This window comes from Shewanella sp. Iso12 (assembly GCF_012030025.1).
In the GTDB taxonomy this organism is placed as follows: domain Bacteria; phylum Pseudomonadota; class Gammaproteobacteria; order Enterobacterales; family Shewanellaceae; genus Shewanella; species Shewanella algae.
In genome coordinates this window covers 310,403-331,512 of the sequence record NZ_JAAUHW010000004.1, presented here as the reverse complement: position 1 = coordinate 331,512, position 21,110 = coordinate 310,403, and the positions used below count along the sequence as shown (strand labels likewise).

At 53.4% G+C, this 21,110-nt stretch carries 16 protein-coding genes; 12 read left to right on the top strand and 4 right to left on the bottom strand.

From position 1 onward, the window contains the following. The first annotated feature begins 438 nt into the window (after positions 1 to 438). Positions 439 to 1,635 carry an amino acid aminotransferase gene (locus HCX89_RS10315; RefSeq protein ID WP_044734505.1) on the top strand — a complete coding sequence of 399 codons (1,197 nt, stop codon included), beginning with the start codon at positions 439 to 441 and terminating at the stop codon, positions 1,633 to 1,635. Between the two features lie 86 nt (positions 1,636 to 1,721). Here HCX89_RS10315 and serC read toward each other — a convergent pair whose 3' ends face one another. Together serC and gyrA are read right to left on the bottom strand one after the other, a co-directional pair. Then, positions 1,722 to 2,816 (bottom strand): 3-phosphoserine/phosphohydroxythreonine transaminase, encoded by a 1,095-nt coding sequence (gene serC / locus HCX89_RS10310; protein WP_096141784.1) that lies wholly within the window; start codon positions 2,814 to 2,816, stop codon positions 1,722 to 1,724. Positions 2,817 to 2,876: 60 nt separating this feature from the next. Then, positions 2,877 to 5,525: a DNA topoisomerase (ATP-hydrolyzing) subunit A gene (gene gyrA / locus HCX89_RS10305; protein ID WP_167715984.1), complete on the bottom strand. Its 2,649-nt coding sequence runs from the start codon at positions 5,523 to 5,525 to the stop codon at positions 2,877 to 2,879. 358 nt (positions 5,526 to 5,883) lie between these two features. On the opposite strand from gyrA, the gene ubiG reads away from it, so the two are divergent. The 10 genes from ubiG to HCX89_RS10255 all read left to right on the top strand — a co-directional run bounded on the left by ubiG (position 5,884) and on the right by HCX89_RS10255 (position 16,368). Then, a complete protein-coding gene (gene ubiG / locus HCX89_RS10300; RefSeq protein ID WP_044735812.1) occupies positions 5,884 to 6,594 on the top strand; it encodes a bifunctional 2-polyprenyl-6-hydroxyphenol methylase/3-demethylubiquinol 3-O-methyltransferase UbiG in 711 nt (236 codons plus the stop codon). Positions 6,595 to 6,598: 4 nt separating this feature from the next. Continuing rightward, complete coding sequence (locus HCX89_RS10295) at positions 6,599 to 7,267, top strand: HAD family hydrolase (protein ID WP_045282896.1); 669 nt, start codon at positions 6,599 to 6,601, stop codon at positions 7,265 to 7,267. A 483-nt stretch (positions 7,268 to 7,750) separates the two neighbouring features. Further along, the gene (gene nrdA, locus HCX89_RS10290; protein ID WP_025010420.1) at positions 7,751 to 10,039 is read left to right on the top strand and encodes a class 1a ribonucleoside-diphosphate reductase subunit alpha; all 2,289 of its coding nucleotides are present in this window, start codon (positions 7,751 to 7,753) and stop codon (positions 10,037 to 10,039) included. Positions 10,040 to 10,098: 59 nt separating this feature from the next. Next, entirely contained in the window at positions 10,099 to 11,229 is a 1,131-nt protein-coding gene (nrdB, locus tag HCX89_RS10285; RefSeq protein ID WP_025010421.1) for a class Ia ribonucleoside-diphosphate reductase subunit beta, read from the top strand. Beyond that, on the top strand, positions 11,204 to 11,533 hold the full coding sequence (gene yfaE, locus HCX89_RS10280; RefSeq protein ID WP_037436974.1) for a class I ribonucleotide reductase maintenance protein YfaE: 330 nt from the start codon (positions 11,204 to 11,206) through the stop codon (positions 11,531 to 11,533). Before nrdB ends, yfaE begins: the two co-directional genes overlap by 26 nt. Before the next feature lie 98 nt (positions 11,534 to 11,631). Then, the gene (locus tag HCX89_RS10275) at positions 11,632 to 12,870 is read left to right on the top strand and encodes a glycosyltransferase family 4 protein (RefSeq protein WP_167715982.1); all 1,239 of its coding nucleotides are present in this window, start codon (positions 11,632 to 11,634) and stop codon (positions 12,868 to 12,870) included. A gap of 44 nt (positions 12,871 to 12,914) precedes the next feature. Further along, entirely contained in the window at positions 12,915 to 13,772 is an 858-nt protein-coding gene (locus HCX89_RS10270) for a hypothetical protein (RefSeq protein WP_071238179.1), read from the top strand. 1 nt (position 13,773) lies between these two features. Then, positions 13,774 to 14,193 (top strand): hypothetical protein, encoded by a 420-nt coding sequence (locus HCX89_RS10265; RefSeq protein WP_025010425.1) that lies wholly within the window; start codon positions 13,774 to 13,776, stop codon positions 14,191 to 14,193. Continuing rightward, positions 14,183 to 15,403 carry a glycosyltransferase family 4 protein gene (locus HCX89_RS10260; RefSeq protein WP_167715980.1) on the top strand — a complete coding sequence of 407 codons (1,221 nt, stop codon included), beginning with the start codon at positions 14,183 to 14,185 and terminating at the stop codon, positions 15,401 to 15,403. Before HCX89_RS10265 ends, HCX89_RS10260 begins: the two co-directional genes overlap by 11 nt. Continuing rightward, positions 15,403 to 16,368 carry a hypothetical protein gene (locus tag HCX89_RS10255; protein ID WP_144131027.1) on the top strand — a complete coding sequence of 322 codons (966 nt, stop codon included), beginning with the start codon at positions 15,403 to 15,405 and terminating at the stop codon, positions 16,366 to 16,368. Before HCX89_RS10260 ends, HCX89_RS10255 begins: the two co-directional genes overlap by 1 nt. Positions 16,369 to 16,403: 35 nt before the next feature. Here HCX89_RS10255 and HCX89_RS10250 read toward each other — a convergent pair whose 3' ends face one another. After that, the gene (locus HCX89_RS10250) at positions 16,404 to 16,895 is read right to left on the bottom strand and encodes a YciI family protein (RefSeq protein WP_254428374.1); all 492 of its coding nucleotides are present in this window, start codon (positions 16,893 to 16,895) and stop codon (positions 16,404 to 16,406) included. Between the two features lie 107 nt (positions 16,896 to 17,002). Then, positions 17,003 to 19,024, bottom strand: a complete 2,022-nt coding sequence (locus HCX89_RS10245) for an FAD-dependent oxidoreductase (RefSeq protein ID WP_167715977.1) — start codon at positions 19,022 to 19,024, stop codon at positions 17,003 to 17,005. A gap of 197 nt (positions 19,025 to 19,221) precedes the next feature. Here HCX89_RS10245 and sppA point away from each other — a divergent pair, with 197 nt between their 5' ends. Next, entirely contained in the window at positions 19,222 to 21,075 is a 1,854-nt protein-coding gene (gene sppA / locus HCX89_RS10240; RefSeq protein WP_167715975.1) for a signal peptide peptidase SppA, read from the top strand. Positions 21,076 to 21,110 lie beyond the last annotated feature (35 nt).

The window sequence follows — 21,110 nt, the reverse complement described above, 5'->3', positions numbered from 1 at the left end:
TTTGACGGAGTTGCAGCGTCACGCCACGTACCGCCAAAGCGGGTTAAAAGACCTTGTCACCGATTATGGGATAAAACCGGTAAATCAAGACAAAAGATTAGATACAGCGAGTGCTGATAGGCCTGAATTAAGTGTTCGTGGCATTAAAGTTACCTGAGCGCCACAGGGATTCAACCGTTTTTTGCTGAAAAAAGCCGATTTCAGCGGAAAATTATTCAAGCAGCGCTAAATAAGCTCTTTGCTGTCCGATTGACTTTCGAAGACGTGACTCACAGATGCGACTCTCCTTTCCTGCAACTGAGCTTTACACCCTGGAAGCCCAGCTTGCCAGTTGCACCACTCTGACTATCGCTTGCTGCAGCCTCGCCAGCCGTTAACAAATAGCCTAAATGCCGTTATGCTAATCCTCTTCAACAAGTATTCAATCCAGGGAACCCTATGTTCAGCACACTCAAGGCGATGCCAGCCGATCCCATTCTTGGGCTGCTCAGCCAATATCGCGACGACCCTCGCGGTGAAAAAATTGATTTGGGCGTTGGTGTCTATAAAGACATCTTGGGAAATACCCCCATCCTCGACTGCGTTAAAACTGCCGAGCAGCGCCGCACCGCCACGGAAACCACCAAGGTGTATATCGGCCCTGCCGGTAGCAGTGATTTCAATCGGCTCATTGCCGAGCTGGCATTCGGTGAGCAGCACCCTACCCTGAGCGCCGGACGCATTCGCAGCGTATCCACTCCCGGCGGTACAGGCGCGCTGCGGGTCGCAGCCGACTTTATTAAACGTTGTCGCCCAGGCGCAACCATTTGGGTCAGCGATCCGACCTGGGCCAATCACACCGGACTTTTTGAAGCGGCCGGTCTCAAGGTTGAGCGTTACCCTTACTATGACTACGCCACCAAGGCGCTGAAGTTTGATGAAATGCTCGCCAAACTAAACACCCTTGGGGAAAACGATGTTGTGCTGCTGCATGCCTGTTGTCACAACCCATCGGGCCAGGACCTCAGCACCGAACAATGGGACCAAGTGGTACAAGTCGCCGTCAAACGCGGTTTTACCCCGCTAATTGATATGGCTTACCAGGGCTTTGGTGACGGTGTCGAGGAAGATGCCTACGGCGTTCGCAAGATGGCGGCCGCCGTGGAAGACATGTTGCTCTGCTCCTCCTGCTCAAAGAATTTTGGCCTTTATCGCGAACGTATCGGCGCCTGCAGCATCATAGCCAACAGCAGTGCTGCCGCCGATGTAGCCTTGTCGGTACTGCTTTACGTGGTGCGTTGCCTCTACTCCATGCCGCCGGCCCATGGCGCGGCGTTGGTGGAAACCATTCTCGGCGACAATCAACTCAAACAGCAGTGGCTGGATGAACTCAAGGTGATGCGTGACAGGATAAACGGTAACCGTGCCATCCTGGTTGAGCGTTTAAAGGCGATAGGCGTCGAGCAGGACTTCAGCTTTATCGCCCGCCAAAAAGGGATGTTCTCCTTCCTTGGGGTGTCGCCAGAGCAGGTTGAACAACTTAAGCAGGAGTTCGGAATCTATATGGTGGATTCAAGCCGGATCAGTATCGCCGGGATAAGCGATAGCAATGTCGATTACCTTGCCAAGTCTATCGCCAAGGTGTTGCAAGGTTAAAATTGGAGAGTTAGATGAAAAAAGCGAATGCCGAGGCATTCGCTTTTTTATGGAACTTGTTGCAATAAAGCGATTTTCGCCGGGGTTCAGCTGCTGTGCTTGGCCGCAAACGCCTGCATAAAGGCAACCAGGGCCTCAACGCCGGCCAAAGGCATGGCGTTATAGATACTGGCGCGCATCCCGCCGACAATTCTGTGCCCTTTAAGAGCCACCAAACCTGCGGCCTCCGCCTCTTTCAGGAACTCACCATTGAGCGACTCATCGGCCAATTGGAAAGTTACATTCATCCGCGAGCGGTTTTGCGCCGCCACCCCATTGCGGTAAAAGTCCAGTTCATCGATACAGGCGTAAAGCAGTTCGGCCTTGGCCTTGTTAAGCTCTGCCATCGCCTCGATACCGCCCACCCGGTGCAGCCACTCAAACACTTCGGCCGCCAGATACCAGGCAAAAGTAGGAGGAGTGTTAAACATAGAATCGTTTTCGGCCGCCAAGCGATAATCCATGATGGACGACTGTGGCATGGCCGGCAAAGCCAGCATCTCTTTACGCACTATCACTATGGCCAAACCTGAAGGACCAATATTTTTCTGTGCCCCGGCATAAATGAGTCCGTAGCGACTGACATCGATTTCACGGGACATGATAGTGGATGACATATCCGCGACTATTGGCCAGGGAGACTTCAACTCTTCAAAAATTTCGATACCATCTACCGTCTCGTTGGGGCAATAGTGCACATAGCGATACTTACCACTATCACCTTCCAGCTTAGGCAAGGTTACTTTGTTGAATCCATTTACCTTTTCAACAATGCTCTGGCTATCAATCCTGTCATCTCCGGCCAGCTTTCTGGCCTCTGCCGTGGCCGACTTTGACCACTGACCACTCTCCAAATACAGGGCTCTGCCGTTATTGCCCAAAAAATTATTCACGACAGCCGAGAACTGACCGCGACCACCGCCATGCATAAACAGTACATGGTAATCTTCGGGAATATTCATCAGTGAGCGCAATCTGGATTCGGCAGCCTTGGTGAGATCGATAAAGGCCTGACTGCGGTGACTGATCTCCATAACGGAGACACCGTGTCCCTGCCAGTCCAGTAATTCCTGCTGGGCTTTTTGCATTACCGCGGCCGGCAACATGGCTGGTCCGGCACAGAAATTATAAATCGTGCTCACTTCATTGTTCTCCTTGAAAAAAAGAGCGTCCAGATGGACGCTCAGATATGCTTGATGCTGTTATTCCTGCTCGGCTTCAGGTGCTTCAGGTGCTTCGGGCGCTTGGCCTTCAGTATCCTCGGCTGCAGCTTCGGCCACTATGGGTTCGCCGTTTTCATCGAATTCCACTTCGTCTTCATCAGACTGGATTTCATCGATACGCTGTAAACCCACCACGGCCTCGTCACCGGCAGTGCGGATAATGGTCACGCCCTGGGTATTACGGCCTATGATGGAAACACCGGCCGCTGGGGTTCTCACCAGTGTGCCCTTGTCGCTGATCAGCATGATCTCATCATTGTCGCCGACCTGAACTGCACCGACTACGGCGCCGTTACGCTCACTGACCTTGATGGAAACCACGCCCTTGGTAGCACGGCTCTTGGTTGGGTATTCACTCAGCTCGGTACGCTTACCAAAACCGTTCTCTGTCACAGTCAGAATGGCGCCATCTTCTTTTGGCACTATCAGTGAAACCACTTCCTGACCGTCTTCGAGTTTGATACCGCGAACACCGGTAGCGGTACGGCCCATGGCGCGCACCTGATCTTCGCTGAAGCGTACAACCTTACCTTCGTTGGAGAACAGCATGATTTCATTGCTGCCGTCGGTCAGGTCAACGCCAATCAACTGGTCACCGTCTTTCAGGTTAACGGCGATAATGCCGTTGGCTCTGGGGCGGCTGTATTCGATAAGCGATGTCTTCTTCACGGTACCGTGGGAAGTGGCCATGATGACATACTTGTCGGCTTCGTATTCACGAACCGGCAGAATCGCCGTAATGTGCTCGCCCTCAGACAATGGCAGCAGGTTAACGATAGGCTTACCGCGCGACTGACGACTGGCCAGCGGCAACTGATAGACCTTGAGCCAGTAGAGTTTGCCAAAGTCGGAGAAGCACAAAATGGTGTCGTGGGTATTGGCAACCAATAGCTTCTCAACGAAGTCTTCGTCTTTGACCTTGGTGGCGGCCTTGCCCTTACCACCGCGGCGCTGCGCCTGGTAATCGCTCAGTGGCTGATACTTGGCATAACCCAAGTGCGACAGGGTTACTACCACGTCTTCTTCGCAGATCAGGTCTTCGAGGCTGATGTCCACGGCAGAAGCGTTGATCTCGGTGCGGCGCTCATCGCCATACTGCTCGAGCACTTCTTCCAGCTCTTCTTTGATCACTTCCATCAGACGCTCCGGGCTTCTGAGGATATGCAGTAATCCGGCGATCAGCTCCAGCAGCTCTTCATATTCCTGGAGGATCTTCTCGTGCTCAAGACCGGTCAGACGGTGCAGACGCAGCTCGAGGATAGCCTGGGCTTGCTGCTCTGTCAGATAGTAGAGACCATCGCGAATACCAAACTCCGGCTCCAGCCACTCAGGACGGGCTGCGTCATCACCGGCTTTTTCCAACATGCCCTGCACGTTGCCGAGCTGCCAACCGGTTTCCACCAGTTTTACCTTGGCTTCGGCCGGTGTTGGCGAGGCCTTGATCAGCGCAATCACAGGGTCGATGTTGGCCAGGGCGATAGCCAGGGCTTCCAGGATATGAGCGCGTTCGCGGGCCTTACGCAGTTCAAACACGGTTCTGCGAGTTACCACTTCACGGCGGTGCAGAATAAAGGCTTCCAGCATCTCCTTAAGGTTAAACAACTTGGGCTGACCATTGTTCAGGGCCACCATGTTGATACCAAAAGAGGTTTGCATCTGGGTCTGGGCATAGAGGTTGTTGAGCACCACCTCGGCCACTTCGCCGCGCTTGACCTCAACGACAATACGCATACCGTCTTTATCAGACTCATCGCGCAGGCCACTGATGCCTTCAATTTTCTTGTCTTTTACCAGCTCGGCAATCTTTTCAATCAGACGAGCCTTGTTCACCTGGTATGGGATCTCGGTAACAATGATCCGCTCGCGGCCATTGTCTTCGGTTTCCACCTCGGCACGGGCGCGCATAATCGCCTTGCCGCGGCCGGTACGGTACGCTTCCTCTATGCCTTTCTTGCCATTGATAATGGCAGCAGTCGGGAAATCCGGACCCGGGATATAATCCATCAGCTGTTCGATAGACAGCTCAGGTTCTTCGATAAGTGCCAAACAGCCTTTAACCACTTCGGTCAGGTTGTGCGGCGGAATATTGGTGGCCATACCCACGGCGATACCGGAGGAGCCGTTGACCAGCAGGTTGGGGATCCGGGTCGGCAACACGGCCGGGATCATTTCTGTGCCGTCGTAGTTGGGGACATAATCGACGGTTTCTTTCTCAAGGTCAGCCAGCAGTTGATGCGCCAGCTTTTCCATACGAATTTCGGTATAACGCATGGCCGCCGCGGCATCGCCGTCGATGGAACCGAAGTTACCTTGGCCATCCACCAAGGTGTAACGCAGTGAGAAAGGCTGTGCCATCCGCACTATGGTGTCGTATACGGCGCTATCACCATGAGGGTGATACTTACCTATCACGTCACCGACAACACGTGCCGACTTCTTATAGGGTTTATTCCAATCATTTTTCAGCTCGTTCATCGCAAAGAGTACGCGGCGATGCACCGGCTTGAGGCCGTCGCGTACGTCTGGCAATGCCCGCCCGACGATAACGCTCATGGCGTAATCCAGATAGGAGTTCTTTAGTTCGTCTTCAATATTTATTGGCGAAATTGATAAAGCCAGATCAGTCATAAACTGCTCGATCCCCTTAAATTAGCTGACAACTTGTAATCCGTGTCATTGTCGAGCCCAACAAACGTGATTTGGCATTCTAACACAGTTATTTAATGTCGGAAGTCCTTAAAGCCGCCTTTGCAGCCAAAAACGCCAAGGGCATGATACAAGTCGCGAGCGGGGGCAGATATCACTGTCATAGACATGAGTTCCGTTGCTGTTTTTATCATCAAAAACCGAATCTTGCCGATATTTTGTGCAGCTTTTGGCCTTTAGTGCCATCGATCACATTGAGGCGCCAATTTATGCTGCCCTTCCCTATGGCTTATATGGTTATAATGGGCACATCTTTATTATTGCTGTTTCAGGTCTGAATATGTCTTCTCAACCCAATGTCGACCCTCAGGAAATTGCCAAGTTTGAAAGTATGGCCGCCAGTTGGTGGGATCCTGCCGGTGAATTCAAGCCACTGCATGAACTCAACCCCCTGCGCCTTAATTATATAGACGCTCAATCCGGCGGTATCTTTGACAAGCAGGTACTGGATGTCGGCTGCGGCGGTGGCATTCTGTCCGAGAGCATGGCCCGCATCGGCGCCAAGGTCACCGGGTTGGATATGGGCTTTGAGCCGTTGGAAGTCGCCAGGCTGCATGCACTGGAAGCCGGCGTCAGCATAGACTACCTGCAGGAAACCGCCGAAGTGCATGCCCAGAATCATCAGGGGCATTACGACACTGTTACCTGTATGGAGATGCTCGAGCATGTACCGGATCCGCAATCTGTGATCCAGGCTTGTTGCGATATGGTCAAGCCCGGAGGTTGGGTGTTCTTCTCCACCATTAACCGCAACATCATGTCCTGGGTGCAAACCATACTCGGTGCCGAGTATGTGCTGAAAATGCTGCCGGCAGGTACCCATGACCACAGTAAGTTTATCCGCCCATCCGAATTAATTGCCATGGCAGAAAACACCGAACTATTGTGCCGTGACGCGCTGGGCATCAAATACAACCCCTTGAGTGGCGTATTCAGTTACACCAAGAGCGTTGAAGTCAACTATATGATTGCCTGCCAACGCCAGGACTGATGCCATGACGCCTAAGCTGCCGTTTCAAGGGATTCTGTTCGACTTGGACGGGACTCTGGTGGATACCGCCGAGGACCTGACCGAAGCACTGGCCTTGGCCCTTGCATCCCATGGGGTATCGATAGAGGATAAGCGCAAACTTCTTCGCACTCTGGCCTCTCACGGCTCGCTTGCCATGGTGCAAGCCGCCGTGCCCCAAGCCTCAGCCGAGGAACAGGAGCATCTCCGGCAAGCGATGCTCAGGGAATATGATGCGGTTAACGGCCAAAAAGCCTGTTTGTTTGAAGGCATAGAAGCCTTGCTGGACAGTGCCCTATCAAGAGCCTTACCGCTGGGGATTGTCACCAATAAACCGGCGCGTTTTACCCGGCCCTTGTTAGAGCGCATGGGGCTGCTTAAGCGCTTTGATGCTGTGGTCAGTGCCGATACAACCCTCTATCGTAAGCCCCACCCAGCCCCTATGTTGCTGGCTGCTCAGCAGCTTAACTGCGCGACCGAACGTATTCTCTATCTTGGCGATGCCGAGCGCGACATCGCAGCGGCGCAGGCGGTCAATATGCCCTCTGCCATCGCCATGTGGGGATATCTGGCGGCCGAGGATAAACCGGCGGAATGGGGTGCCGATTGGCAGTTAAATCATCCACAGGCAGTGATGTCGCTGCCATTGTGGTAACAAGGTAAGACAAGCACTAAATTGGCACTGTTTTCCTGAGTAGACAAGACCTTAAAGAAAGTCGCAGTCCGGATGCTGCTTTAACCGACCGGATCTGCGCGGGATCGCGGATCGCTGCTTATTTTAGCAGTCGATCACCTTGAGTGAGATCGCTTGAATTTTGACCATGACGACTGTGCGCCAGCAATGATGCCGCTTTGCGGAATCGGCCAGTCAATATCCTCAAGATATCCACAAGATATACCCAAAACTCAGGCTTGCAAAAAGTGCCATACCTCACTATCTTGTTATCCAAGATATAGAAAAACACCATATCTTGTGTATCGGTAGCAATCAGACATACTAGTCTTGCACTGGAAACTCCCGGTTAACAGAGCCCTCTCGGGCCGCCGTCGTTAACTGTTCGGTTGATTGTTTTACAAGGGAAGGTTTAATGACGCCGTCGCGTCATTTCACAGATATTACAACCAAGGCCTATCTTCAATGAATAGCACTATGACAGTTACCAAACGCAGTGGCGCACGCGAGACGATAGATCTCGATAAGATCCACCGTGTTATCACCTGGGCAGCCAAAGGATTAAACAACGTCTCGGTTTCCGAGGTGGAGTTGCGTTCTCACCTGCAGTTTTTCGATGGCATCCCCACCGAGGCCATCCATGAAACCATTATCAAGGCTGCCGCCGACCTGATCTCTCCCGACTCTCCGGACTATCAGTTCCTGGCCGCTCGCCTTGCTGTTTTTCATTTGCGTAAGAAGGCCTTTGGTCAGTTTGAGCCGCCAAAACTGTACGATCATGTCAGCAAGTTGGTCGCCATGGGCAAGTACGACAAGCATGTGCTGGAAGACTACAGCCGTGAAGAGCTGGATGTGCTCGATAGCTATATCGACCATTGGCGCGATATGAACTTCTCCTATGCCGCCGTCAAACAGCTGGAAGGCAAGTATCTAGTGCAAAACCGTGTGACTCATGAAGTCTACGAAAGTGCCCAGTTCCTCTATATTCTGGTGGCCGCTTGCTTGTTTGCCCGTTATCCGAAGGAAACCCGGCTGCAGTATGTCAAAGACTTCTATGATGCGGTCTCTACCTTCAAGATCTCTTTGCCGACCCCTATCATGTCCGGTGTGCGTACGCCGACCCGTCAGTTCAGCTCTTGCGTGTTGATCGAGTGTGACGACAGCCTGGATTCCATCAATGCCACGGCCTCTTCCATCGTCAAGTATGTCAGTCAGAGAGCCGGTATCGGTGTGAATGCCGGCCGCATTCGCGCTCTGGGAAGCCCTATTCGTGGTGGTGAAGCCTTCCACACAGGTTGTTTGCCTTTCTACAAGTATTTCCAGACTGCGGTTAAATCCTGCTCCCAGGGCGGTGTTCGCGGCGGTGCTGCAACTCTGTTCTACCCTATCTGGCACCTGGAAGTTGAATCGCTGCTGGTACTGAAAAATAACCGTGGTGTTGAAGACAACCGTATCCGTCACCTGGACTACGGCGTACAGATCAACAAGCTGATGTATCAGCGGATGATCAAAGGTGAGAACATCACCCTGTTCAGCCCATCGGACGTTCCCGGCTTATATGACGCCTTCTTTGCCGATCAGGACGAGTTTGAGCGCCTGTATGTGAAATATGAGCAGGACCAGAGCATTCGCAAGAAGACCCTAAAAGCGGTCGAGCTCTTCTCGCTGATGATGCAGGAGCGTGCCTCCACCGGCCGTATCTATGTGCAGAACGTGGATCACTGTAACACCCACAGTCCGTTCAACGCCGAAGTGGCCCCTGTGCGTCAGTCCAACCTGTGTCTTGAGATTGCCCTGCCAACCAAGCCACTGAACAATATTGACGACCCAAATGGTGAAATCGCCCTTTGTACTCTGTCAGCACTGAACCTGGGTGCGATAAAAGACTTGGGCGAACTGGAAGGCCTTGCCGATTTGGCTGTGCGCGCCCTGGATAACCTGCTGGACTACCAGGACTACCCTATTCCTTCTGCCAAGACGGCATCGATGAACCGCCGCACTCTGGGTATCGGGGTCATCAACTTCGCCAACTATCTGGCCAAGAACGGCGTGAAATACTCTGACGGCAGCGCCAACGGCCTGACCCACAGAACATTTGAAGCCATACAGTACTACCTGCTCAAGGCCTCGATGAATCTGGCCAAAGAGCTGGGTGCCTGCCCGCTGTTCCATGAGACCACTTATTCTCAGGGGATCATGCCGGTAGATACCTACAAGCGGGATCTGGACAAGATTTGTGATGAGCCGCTGCACCTGGATTGGGATGCTCTGCGTCACGATATCAAGCAGCATGGCCTGCGTAACTCGACTCTGTCGGCACTGATGCCGTCAGAGACCTCTTCGCAGATCTCCAACGCCACCAATGGTATTGAGCCTCCACGCGGCCTTATCAGCGTCAAGGCCAGTAAAGATGGCCAGCTCAAGCAAGTGGTGCCCGATTATGAAGAACTCAAGGACAAGTACGAACTGCTGTGGCAGATGCCCGGCAACGACGGTTACCTGCAGTTGGTGGGTATTATGCAGAAGTTTGTCGATCAGGCGATTTCGGCCAATACCAACTATGACCCATCCAAGTTTGAAAGTAACAAGGTTCCGATGAAGCTGCTGCTCAAGGATCTGTTGACCGCCTACAAACTCGGGGTCAAGACCCTTTACTACCATAACACCCGTGATGGTGCTTCCGACAAATTCGATGACATTACCAGCATCGAGAAGGAAGACGACGGTTGTGCCGGCGGCGCCTGCAAGATTTAAGCAGGATTAAGTAACAAGTTCGGGGCCCAGGTGGCCCCGTTGTTTGGAAAGAGTAGATCATGGCTTATTCAATTTTTTGTCAAACCCCCAACGATGCCACCCGCGAACCTATGTTTCTCGGCCAGGCGGTTAACGTGGCCCGTTACGATCAACAGAAGTACGAAGTATTCGAGAAACTGATCGAAAAGCAGTTGTCTTTCTTCTGGCGCCCGGAAGAAGTGGACGTCAGCCGCGACAAAATCGATTTCGGCGCCCTGCCGGATCATGAAAAGCATATCTTCCTCTCCAACCTCAAGTACCAAACCCTGTTGGACTCGATTCAAGGCCGCAGCCCCAATGTGGCTTTCCTGCCGCTGGTGTCCCTGCCTGAGCTGGAAACCTGGATTGAAACCTGGTCTTTCTCCGAGACCATCCACAGCCGTTCCTACACTCATATCATCCGCAATATTGTCAACGACCCATCCGTGGTATTCGATGACATAGTGGTCAATGAGGAGATCCTCAAGCGCGCCGGCGATATTGCCGAGTATTATGACCGCCTTATCGAACTGACCCAGCTGTATCACCTGCATGGTGAAGGCAAGTTCGACGTCAACGGTCGCACGCTTGAAGTCACTACCCGCACCATCAAAAAAGCCCTCTATCTGTGCATGATGTCGGTCAATGCGCTCGAAGCGATACGTTTTTACGTCAGCTTCGCCTGCTCCTTTGCCTTTGCCGAGCGCAAATTGATGGAAGGCAACGCCAAGATCATTCGCCTGATCGCCCGCGATGAAGCTTTGCACCTGAACTCGACCCAACACATTATCAACCTGATGCAGGGTGGCAAAGATGACCCTGAGATGGGTGAAATCGCCAAAGAGTGCCAGCAGGAAGCTTACGATCTGTTCCTGCGCGCCGCCGAGCAGGAAAAGGCTTGGGCCAAGTACCTGTTCAAGGATGGTTCCATGATAGGCCTGAACGAAACCATTCTCTGCCAGTATGTGGAGTTCATTACCAATCAGAGAATGAAAGCGGTTAACCTGGGCGCACCATACAGTGAGCAGAGCGATCCCCTGCCCTGGATGAAAAACTGGCTGGAGAGCGATGCCGTACAGGTCGCGCCTCAGGAAGTGGAAGTATCATCCTACCTGGTCGGCCAGATAGACTCGGCTGTCGACGACGATGAGTTCTCCGACTTTGACCTTTAACAAAGCCCCTATCGTGCTGCTGCGCGGAGAGCCCCTGCTGCTGTATACCACAGAGCACAGGACTCTCCTGGCAGCGCTCGAAGCCCGTAAGGTGAGCATTTTTTCCGAGTGCCGCAGCGGGTTTTGCGGCGCCTGCAAGACCCGGGTGCGCAGTGGCGCGGTCACTTACCTGACCACGCCATTGGCCGAGTTACAGGCGGATGAATGCCTGCCCTGCTGCTGTGTGCCCACGGAAGATCTGGACTTGGATCTCTCCAGCGAAGGCGCCGACATGCCGCTGCTGCGGGTTAAACACTTGGCCTGACACAAGCGCAAAAAACACCGTCAATGGCAGATCTCCTACAATCAAACAAGCGTTTTTTCGTTGTAAATCCAGCCTGACTCCGGTACTCTGCCGGACTTATGAAATCAGACTCAAGTTATTCATTCAAAAGTCTTTATTGCGCTTTTGATCGCTACCCTCTGCCCAAAGGCGCTTCGACCCATATACGTTATATGGCGTCAACCCTGTTTGCCTTCCAGTCCCCTGGTATGCTCTATCTACAAGGTGATCCCCAGATGCCTTCCTGGCAGCAGGAAACCCTGTCACTCGGCAGCAATCCCGGCGAGGTAAGCAGCGAGGTCAGTATCGTCAGGCACCAGCTAAACCCAAGCTCGGGCAATAACGTGCTTGCCAAGGCGCTGGACTATGCCAATCAGCTTGGGGCGCTGCTCAGGCAAAATCGCGATACCCTGACATTGGCGCAGTTTCGCGACCCCTGGGCGGGGGTGCCTTTGCTGGATCATCGCAAGGACAATCCAGCGCTCAAGCTTGTCTATGAGGTCAATGCCCTGCCCAGCATAGAGCTGCCTATTCACCTGTCGCTGCCGCGAAAAACCCTGGCCAAAATCAGCGCCTGGGAGCAGCGTTGCCTGGATGGTGCCGATCTGATTGTGACCCCATCAAAACTCACGGCTGTCAGCCTTGAAAAACGCACTTCTACTCCAGTAGTCTATCTGCCAAACGGCGCCGAGTTGCCGCCTACCGAGCCATTGAGGCAAGCAGAGGATGGTCTACCCAGGCTCATCTATTTTGGTGCTGCCCAGCGCTGGCAGGGGCTTAGAGAGCTGCTCAAAGCTTTTGCCTTGGTGCGTCAGCAGTTGGAGGTCGAGCTGGATCTCTGCCTGTCACTCGAAAATCGCCAGGCCCGGCAGGTAAAGGCCTGGCTCAAGTCCATGGAACTGGAAGATTGTGTTTCGCTGCATTTCGGGCTGGACCAAGCCAGTCTCAGGCAAAAAATTCAGGCCGCGAGTGCGTCTTTGGCGCCGCTCACGCCCTGCAGGCGCAACATGCTTCAGGGATGTTGCCCTTTGAAAGTGCTCGAATCCATGGCTTGCGGCACCGCAGTTATCGCCTCGGATCTGCCGGTTATTCGTGAGCTGGTAACCCATGAAGAGCATGGGCTCTTGGTTCCTCCCTCCAGGCCCTCCGAGCTCGCCAGAGCCTGTATTGAGCTGCTCAGTCAACCGGCCAAGGCCAAAGATTTGGGACTCAAGGGCCAACAAAGGGTGACAGAGCAGTTCCAATGGCAACAGATCTGCGCTCAGCTCAGCGACTTGTATATACAGCTGAGTCAAAGCCCAATGCAAGCTAGCGCTTAATAGCTACTCGTTTAATAGCACCTGTTTAATGTCAAGGAAACGATATGGAAACAGCCATAAACCCTTTTAACGCCCCGCTTCACTACTGGCGAATGCGCAAAGTGTTCAAGCAGTTAACCCCGGCGGAGCAGGAATTTATCCGCACCAAGAAGTTGGATGCAACCCATTCGACCCAGCACTGGTTACTGTTTCTCAAGCGCCTGACCCGATTGGATCGTATGGGCAGCCCATTGAGACGCCAGTTTCGCCGCAGCCGCAATTGGTTGATAGGTTTCACTATTGTCAGCATATTCCTGCCCGTGCCTCACCTGGTGGTGTATACCCTGGTGGGTTTGACTCTGGCGTCTATATTACTGCTTCACAGCTGCAACAATATGGACGTCAACGACAATGTGCGCACCGGCCTTATCAAGTTGATGCAGGTACTGGCGATGGAGACCAACAGCGTGCAGCTGAAACTGGATCTCGACTCCATACATAAACGTAAGCCGGCCCGAACCGAAAAGCCCGAGAAGAGCACCCAACTGGCCTACTTTGAAGTGCCACTGTTGCAATTCAGGGCCAAACTCAAAGACGGCAATGAGCTGCAACTGCGGGTGGATGATGTTATCTGTCGTCGTAAACGCACCCGTCGCAACGCCCGAGGCAAGGTCAAAACCAAGATCAAGTACAAGGGACGGCGCAGCATTCGCAGCTGCCTGACCTTGAATCCTGATCACTACCATCTGCGTAAAACCAAACTGGCACCAACGAGCAAGGCACAGACTCAAAACGGCATCACCAAGGTGAAATCCAACTCCACCTTTAAATTTATCGGTGAGTCACGTTTGATGGATGCCGAGAATATTCTCAGAACCATCGCCAAGTCCTATCAACAGACCAGTATTCGAGCCAGGGGATAATATGAGTCAGTGTCAGCTAAAAATCGGTTTTTTCACCCTCAGCCCTTGCGGCCAACCTGCCGTTGGCAGTTGCAGTGAGTGCCAAGCCAGTGTCTGCGAACATCACCTGGATCCCAAAACCGGTCTGTGTTTTCAGTGCGCCGCCAAACCCTTGAAGGTCGGCAAGGAAGTCTATGAAGATCCGCGCTCAGGCACCAAGTATGAGCAATTGAGCCTACAAGGCGTTAAACCCGAGGATCCGCTTGCCGGTTTCGCCCTCAAACAACTGTATCTCGGCAGTGCCTGGTACCAACTGCACACCAAACACGGCAGTTACAACAAGGAGTTTGATGCCGAGGACTTTGCCGCTTTTGAGCTCCCTGTCGACGAAGATGATGAGCAGTTGCCGGATTACGAATATCGGGATATCTATGACAGCTAACCCCAGGCTACTGTGGCTGACTCAACACTACCCGCCGGCCAAAGGCGGCATGGCACTATCCTGCGATAGACTGGTGCGCCATTTGCGGCGGCTCGGGGTACATATCACCCTTTATCATTTACGCGCCGGCGGCTTGGAAAAGGAGACCGGCTATTTTGCCGAGCAGGGTTGCGATCACAGCTTCCCCATGGGTACAAACCCGGCGCACTCGCTCAATCTTCTATGGCACAAGCTGGAGGGTGAATATGATGCTGTCGTTGCCTATGGCTATCCCTTCTCCATGCATGCCGGGCGAGTCTTTGCCGCCTGGCTTGGGCTACCGCTCATCACATTGCTGCGCGGCAACGACTTTGACTTGAGTATTCTCGATCATCGTCGCTATCAAGTGCTGCAGGATACGCTGCAAGCCAGCGCGCTGGTATTGGCCGTCAGCGCCGACAAGGCAAAACGGGTCAAAGCCCTGTGGCCGCAAGTCAGAGTGCACAACATGAGTAATGGCCTGGATAGCGAACGTTGGCAGCCATTGCCGCTGGATAAAGAGCAAGCCAAAGCCTGGCGTTCCAATAACCTGGAAAATCCCAGTCAGCCAGTGATTGGCCTTTTCGGCCATTTGAAAGAGAAAAAAGGTTTGGCCTTTTTTATCGAGACCTTCAAACGCAGCCCCTTGGTACACAACTGCCATCTGTTGTTGATTGGCGAGTTGGATGAAAGCGCAGCCGAGCTGTTGCAGACTCTGTCCGAGGGCAGTTACACCCTGGAGCCGTTTCTTGACAGGTATCAGCTGGTAAGCCGTTATCTGGTATGCGACCTTATCGCTATTCCCTCTTTCTATGAGGGAACCCCCAATGTACTGCTGGAGGCGGCGGCGCTTAACATCCCTGTGCTCGGCGCCCGCTGCGGCGGTATGGCCGATCTTATCTTTGACAGCCTGAATGAGCACGAAAAGCATGTCTTTGATGGCCGTTTGACTGACAGTAATGCAGCAAATAATCTCCGCGGCCAAACGGACTCAGGTTATCTGTTTCATCCAACTTCGGCGGAATCGCTTTTGGATGCGTTGGTGCGTTGGCAAACCGATACGGCTTCGATTCGCGCCGCCAAGAGCCAGGCCTTGTACCAAACGGTACTGAGTCAATGCAGCGCCGAGGCTGAAGCCGAGCGCTATTTGGCTGCCATCAAGACACAGATCGCTCAAACGGCGAATTACTGATGCTTATCTATTACGCCCCCGGCGGCGGACTCGGGCACTTGAGCCGGGCACTGAAAGTGCTCGGCGTTGTCAAGGCGCAGCAAGCGTTGGTGATCACAAGTCCGCTGCCGTTAGCGGTCGACACGCTGTTACCAAAGGGCATTCAACACATCAGTCTGCCGACCAGGCTTCAGAGCCGAGCCGAACTCAGCGCTTGGCTCAAGCAGTTACTGGCATCGCTCAACAAGCAACAAGCGTGTCGGCTCATGCTGATAGACGCCTTCCCCGGGGGCATTTGGGGCGAGCTTGGGGATATCCCCTTGCCTGGCAAACTTGTCTATATCGCCAGATTGCTCAACTGGAATGTCTATCGCCAGCGCGTTGCCCATATTCCCCGTTTTCAGCAAATCTGGTTTTGTGAATGGCCGACCCCTGAGCAGGAACAGGCACTCTCCAATCAAACGGGCCAACGCTTCTGGCTGCCGTTACTCGGCGAAGACAAGTCCCAAGATGCAACCCCAAAGGGTCTTGAAAAGACTAAACAGACTCTGGTGATCCACTCGGGAAGCCTTGCCGAGCAGGCTATGCTGCTTGAACACGCCGCAAAGGCAGGAGAAGCGATAGATATTATTGCGCCGCCGCACCCAAGCGCCGATGCAGGCTTTAATAACAACCCCCTTGATAGCAAATCCCTTGATAAGAGTGCTCTGAGCGACTTCAACAACTGCAACAACAAAGAGCGCAAACCCGGATTAACCCGGCTGCAGCTGTACCCGGCCTCAGATATTGGCTGGCAGTATCAAAGGGTTATCTGTGGCGGCGGCTTCAACCTGGTGAGCGAATATATCCTTCATCCCGGCGCCCTCTTCGTGCCCCTGACCCGAGCGCTGGATTTGCAGCATTTGCGTATCGAACGCGGCTTGGGCGGTTTTTTACCGCCGCCCGGGTTGAGCTCAGTGCCGAACGATATTCTCAAGCGACTTTGAAACGCTCATTTAGTGGTGCCAGGGGAGCTTGTCACTCAAGGCTGTGACTCGGCTATCCGGGCGTGAATACGATTGACCTCCAGCAATGCCGCACTACCGTACCAGGCTTTAAGTTCCATGATAAGGCCACCGGCCTGAACCGCAGGATCGCTGGCCGTCAAGGCTTCAGCCTCAGCCAAACTGGCAACGTCAAAGATATAAATCCCCCGCCACTCGCCGCCATCAATAAAGGGCCCGGCTAACACGAGTTTGCCCTCTTGCGCCAAACGCTGAATATGGCTCATGTGCGCTCTTTGAAGCTCGGCGCGCTGTTCTTTGCTGCCACTTCGATTGGGACCCGCCTTTAAAAACGCCATCACATAAGGTTTCATACCATATTGATCGGCACCGAGTGCATGGGCCAGCGCCTTATCATAGGCAGGCGTTTCAACGGAAACCGGATTATCTGCACCAGCGGCGGTTGCCACTAAACTCAAGCCGGTCAACAGCGCCAGCGCGCAGCTACTCGCCATGGTAGTTTTCATCATTGATATCTCCCCAATCCGATGCTGTTGTATGTCCACTTTTCGACAATAAGGTTATAAGTAAAGCAAAAAAATCCCCGCCGTGGCGGGGAGTTAAACCCGGTTAGAGACTAGATCCTCATCGCCAATTCTGCACCCTGACGAATGGCGCGTTTGGCATCCAACTCGGCAGCGACATCAACGCCGCCAATGAGGTGCATTGGCAAGCCGCACTCTTCCAGTTCCGGCAACAGCACACGGTTGGATTCCTGACCTGCGCAGATCACCACAGTATCCACAGGCAGCAGCTGCGGCTTGTCATCAATCAGTATGTGCAATCCCTGGTCATCAAAGCGCTCATAGCTGACCCCACTGAGCTCTGTCACCTTGTGCTGCTTAAGCACCATGCGATGGATCCAGCCCGTGGTCTTACCTAAGCCTTTACCCAGCTTGCTCTTCTTGCGTTGCAACAAATACAGCTCTCTGGCCGGAGCATACGCCTGTGCTTGTTTGGCCAGTCCGCCGCGCTCGGCGTAACTTGTGTCTATGCCCCACTGACGATACCAACGTTCCGGCTCCAGCGTACTGGACTCCTGCTCGCCGAGGAAATGCGCCAAGTCAAAACCTATGCCGCCGGCGCCGATAAGTGCCACCCGCTGGCCGACTTCCACCTCGCCCTGCAGCACCTGTTGATAGCTGACCACCTTGGGAGAATCAAACCCGGGCAAGTTGAGCTCTCTTGGCAAGACACCACTGGCAACCACCAACTCATCAAAAGGTTCATCCCTGAGCACCGAGGCGTTGAGCGGCGTATTCAAACGCAAGTCCACCTTAAAATGTGCGAGGCGATTCTTGAAGTAGCGTATGGTTTCGTTGAATTCCTCTTTACCTGGGATCTTGCGCGCCAGGTTAAACTGGCCACCGACTTCATCTCGGGCTTCAAACAAGGTCACCTTGTGCCCCCGCTCAGCGGCGTAGACAGCAAATGCCATCCCAGCCGGGCCCGCGCCCATCACCGCCAGGCGTTTGGGGGACTCAGTTTTGGGGAAATTAATCTCTGTCTCATAGCAGGCTCTTGGATTAACAAGGCAAGTAGCACGCTTGAGCGAGAAGGTATGATCGAGACAAGCCTGATTACAGCCGATGCAGGTATTGATGGCTTCGCTTTGATTGGTCGCGGCTTTGTTGACAAACTCAGGATCGGCCAGGAAGGGCCTGGCCATAGACACCATATCCGCCTGCCCCGAGGCGAGGATCTGCTCGGCTATCTCAGGCGTATTGATCCTGTTGGTAGCCACCAAAGGAACACTGAGTTCTTTTTTCAAACGTTCAGTGACCCAGGCAAAGGCGCCTCTGGGTACGCTGGTGGCTATGGTCGGGATCCTGGCTTCATGCCAACCTATGCCGGTATTGATGATAGTGACACCGGCTTGTTCCAGCGCTTTGCCGAGCTCAATGACCTCCTCGAGGCTTGAGCCCTTGTCGACCAGATCCAACATAGACAGACGAAAGATAATGATGAACTCGGGACCAACCTTGGCGCGGATAGCGCGAACAATTTCCAGTGGCAGGCGAATACGGTTGGCAAAACTGCCGCCGTACTCATCACTGCGCTGATTGACCCGCTCGCAGATGAACTGATTGATGAGATAGCCTTCAGAGCCCATCACCTCTACGCCATCATAACCGGCCCGTTTGGCCAGTTCGGCAGAAGTGGCATAATCCTTTATGGTGCAGCGGATTTGCCGCAACGACATGGCGCTCGGCGTAAATGGGGTAATGGGTGACTTGACCTTGCTCGGTGCCAGCGAAAAAGGATGATAGCCGTAACGGCCGGCATGAAGGATCTGCATACAGATCTTGGCGCCGCCCTCATGTACAGCTCGGGTAACGATTTTGTGTTTGCCCACTTGCCAGGGAAAGCTCAGCTGACAGGCATTGGGTGCCAAACGGCCGCGAAAGTTGGGCGCTATGCCGCCGGTGACAATCAAACCCACACCACCCAGCGCCCGCTCCTTGTAGAAGTGTGCCAGTTTCTCAAAACCGCCCTTTTCTTCTTCCAACCCGGTATGCATGGAACCCATGAGTACCCGGTTTCTCAGCTGGGTAAACCCCAGATCCAAGGGTTCTAATAAATGAGGAAAGCCCGACATTAAAACATCCTTTTTAAACAAGTGATTTAAATCAGCATAACCTGAGCCGCCATCAAGCTCAACATAAAGCATTGGCCGCCGGCGACTCATCGGCTAAAGCAGTGAAAGCTCAGGAATAAAATCACTTACAAATGTATTTTCCCGTTGCAGCTATTTTCAGTTAGCATTAACGGAATGCATGGAAAAATGGAGTGGCTATGTCCGCAAAACCCCTGACAACCAAGAATACCCTGATGTTGATCTGGAATGTGATCAACTTCATTCGCAAGCTGGTGTTGAACATAGTGTTCTTCCCGCTATTCTTCATCGCTTTGATAGCCGTGGTCATCGCCATGGTCAGCAGTGATGAAATCCAAGTTGAGGATGGCTCGGCGCTGGTACTGAACCTGGCCGGCGGCATAGTGGATCAAAAGCGCCAGGTTGACCCGTTCGAGGCGATGTTAAGCCAAAGCAAAGGACCCGATGTCAACGGCGAAATCTTATTGAGTGATGTGCTCTATACCATTCACAGCGCCACCAATGACAAGCGGATCAAGGCTCTGGTATTGGATCTGTCCGAGTTGCAATACGGTGGTCTGAGTAAGCTCAGCGCCATAGGCCAGGCACTCAACGAATTCAAAGATAGTGGAAAGCCTGTGGTCGCCATAGGTAACTATTATGATCAGAATCAGTATTTCCTGGCGAGTTTTGCCGATACTGTTTACCTCAACCCTGAGGGCATGGTGGCGGTAGATGGCCTGAGCCGCTACCGCCAATACTATAAGTCGGCACTGGATAAGTTAAAAATCAAGGCGCACATTTTCCGTGTCGGCACTTTCAAGTCAGCGGTTGAGCCCTTTATCCGTGATGACATGTCAGAAGCGGCGAAAGAAGCCAACTCTGTCCTGCTCAACGACATCTGGGGCAGTTACACAGACACTGTGGCCGCCAATCGCGGCATAGACAAATCCAGCCTTGGCCTTAATGCCACAGCTTATTTGGCAGAACTGGAACAAGCCGATGGCGATTCCGGAACCATGGCGGTTAACCTCAAGTGGGTTGATAAACTGGCCAGCGCTGAAGACTTCCGCCTGGCGATGTTGGACCAGGTAGGCAAAAGCAAGGAAGGAGATAGCTTCAAGCAGGTCAGCTACTACGACTATGCCAAGCTGATGGCACCACTGCCGGCGCTGGTACCCACCGAAGGAGTGGGCATCATAGTGGCCAAGGGTAATATTCTCAACGGCAGTCAACCTGCCGGTGATATCGGCGGTGAAAGTACCTCTGCCCTGCTGCGTAAGGCCCGCTTCGATGACACTATCAAGGCCGTAGTGCTCAGGGTCGACAGCCCCGGCGGCAGCGCCTTTGCTTCCGAGCAAATTCGTCAGGAAGTGCTGGCATTGAAGAAAGCCGGTAAGCCTGTGGTAGTCAGCATGAGCAGCATGGCGGCCTCCGGTGGTTACTGGATTTCGGCCAGCGCCGATTATATCTATGCCAACCCCACTACCCTGACCGGATCCATCGGCATTTTCGGCATGATAACCACCTTCGAGGACTCTCTGTCTTCAATCGGTGTCAATACTGATGGAGTGGCCACCTCCGACTGGGCCGGTCTCTCTGTTACCCGGCCACTTTCCGATGGCGTCAAGGCGGTGATACAGCGCCATATCGAACGCGGCTACAAAGACTTTATCTCGCTGGTCGCCAACGAGCGCAATATGACACTCGAACAGGTGGATAAGATTGCCCAGGGCCGCGTCTGGTCCGGCAAGAAAGCTCTGGAGCTGGGTCTGGTGGATGAACTGGGCGATCTCGATAGCGCCATCGCCAAGGCCGCCGAAATGGCCGGACTGGATAAGTTCGATAGCCGAGTGATAGAGCAGGAGCTGACACCTGAGCAACTCTTCATTCAGGAGATGTTCGCCAGTGTCTCCGCTTATCTGCCCCACAGCGTCAAGCAGTCCAGCGTGCTGGAAAAACTGCTGACTCAATGGAGCAAGGTACTGGAAGAGTTTGCCGCCTTTGACGACCCTAACGGCGTCTATCTCTACTGTGATAACTGCAGTTACTGATAATCCTGAAAGCCCGGCTCGCCGGGCTTTTTTGT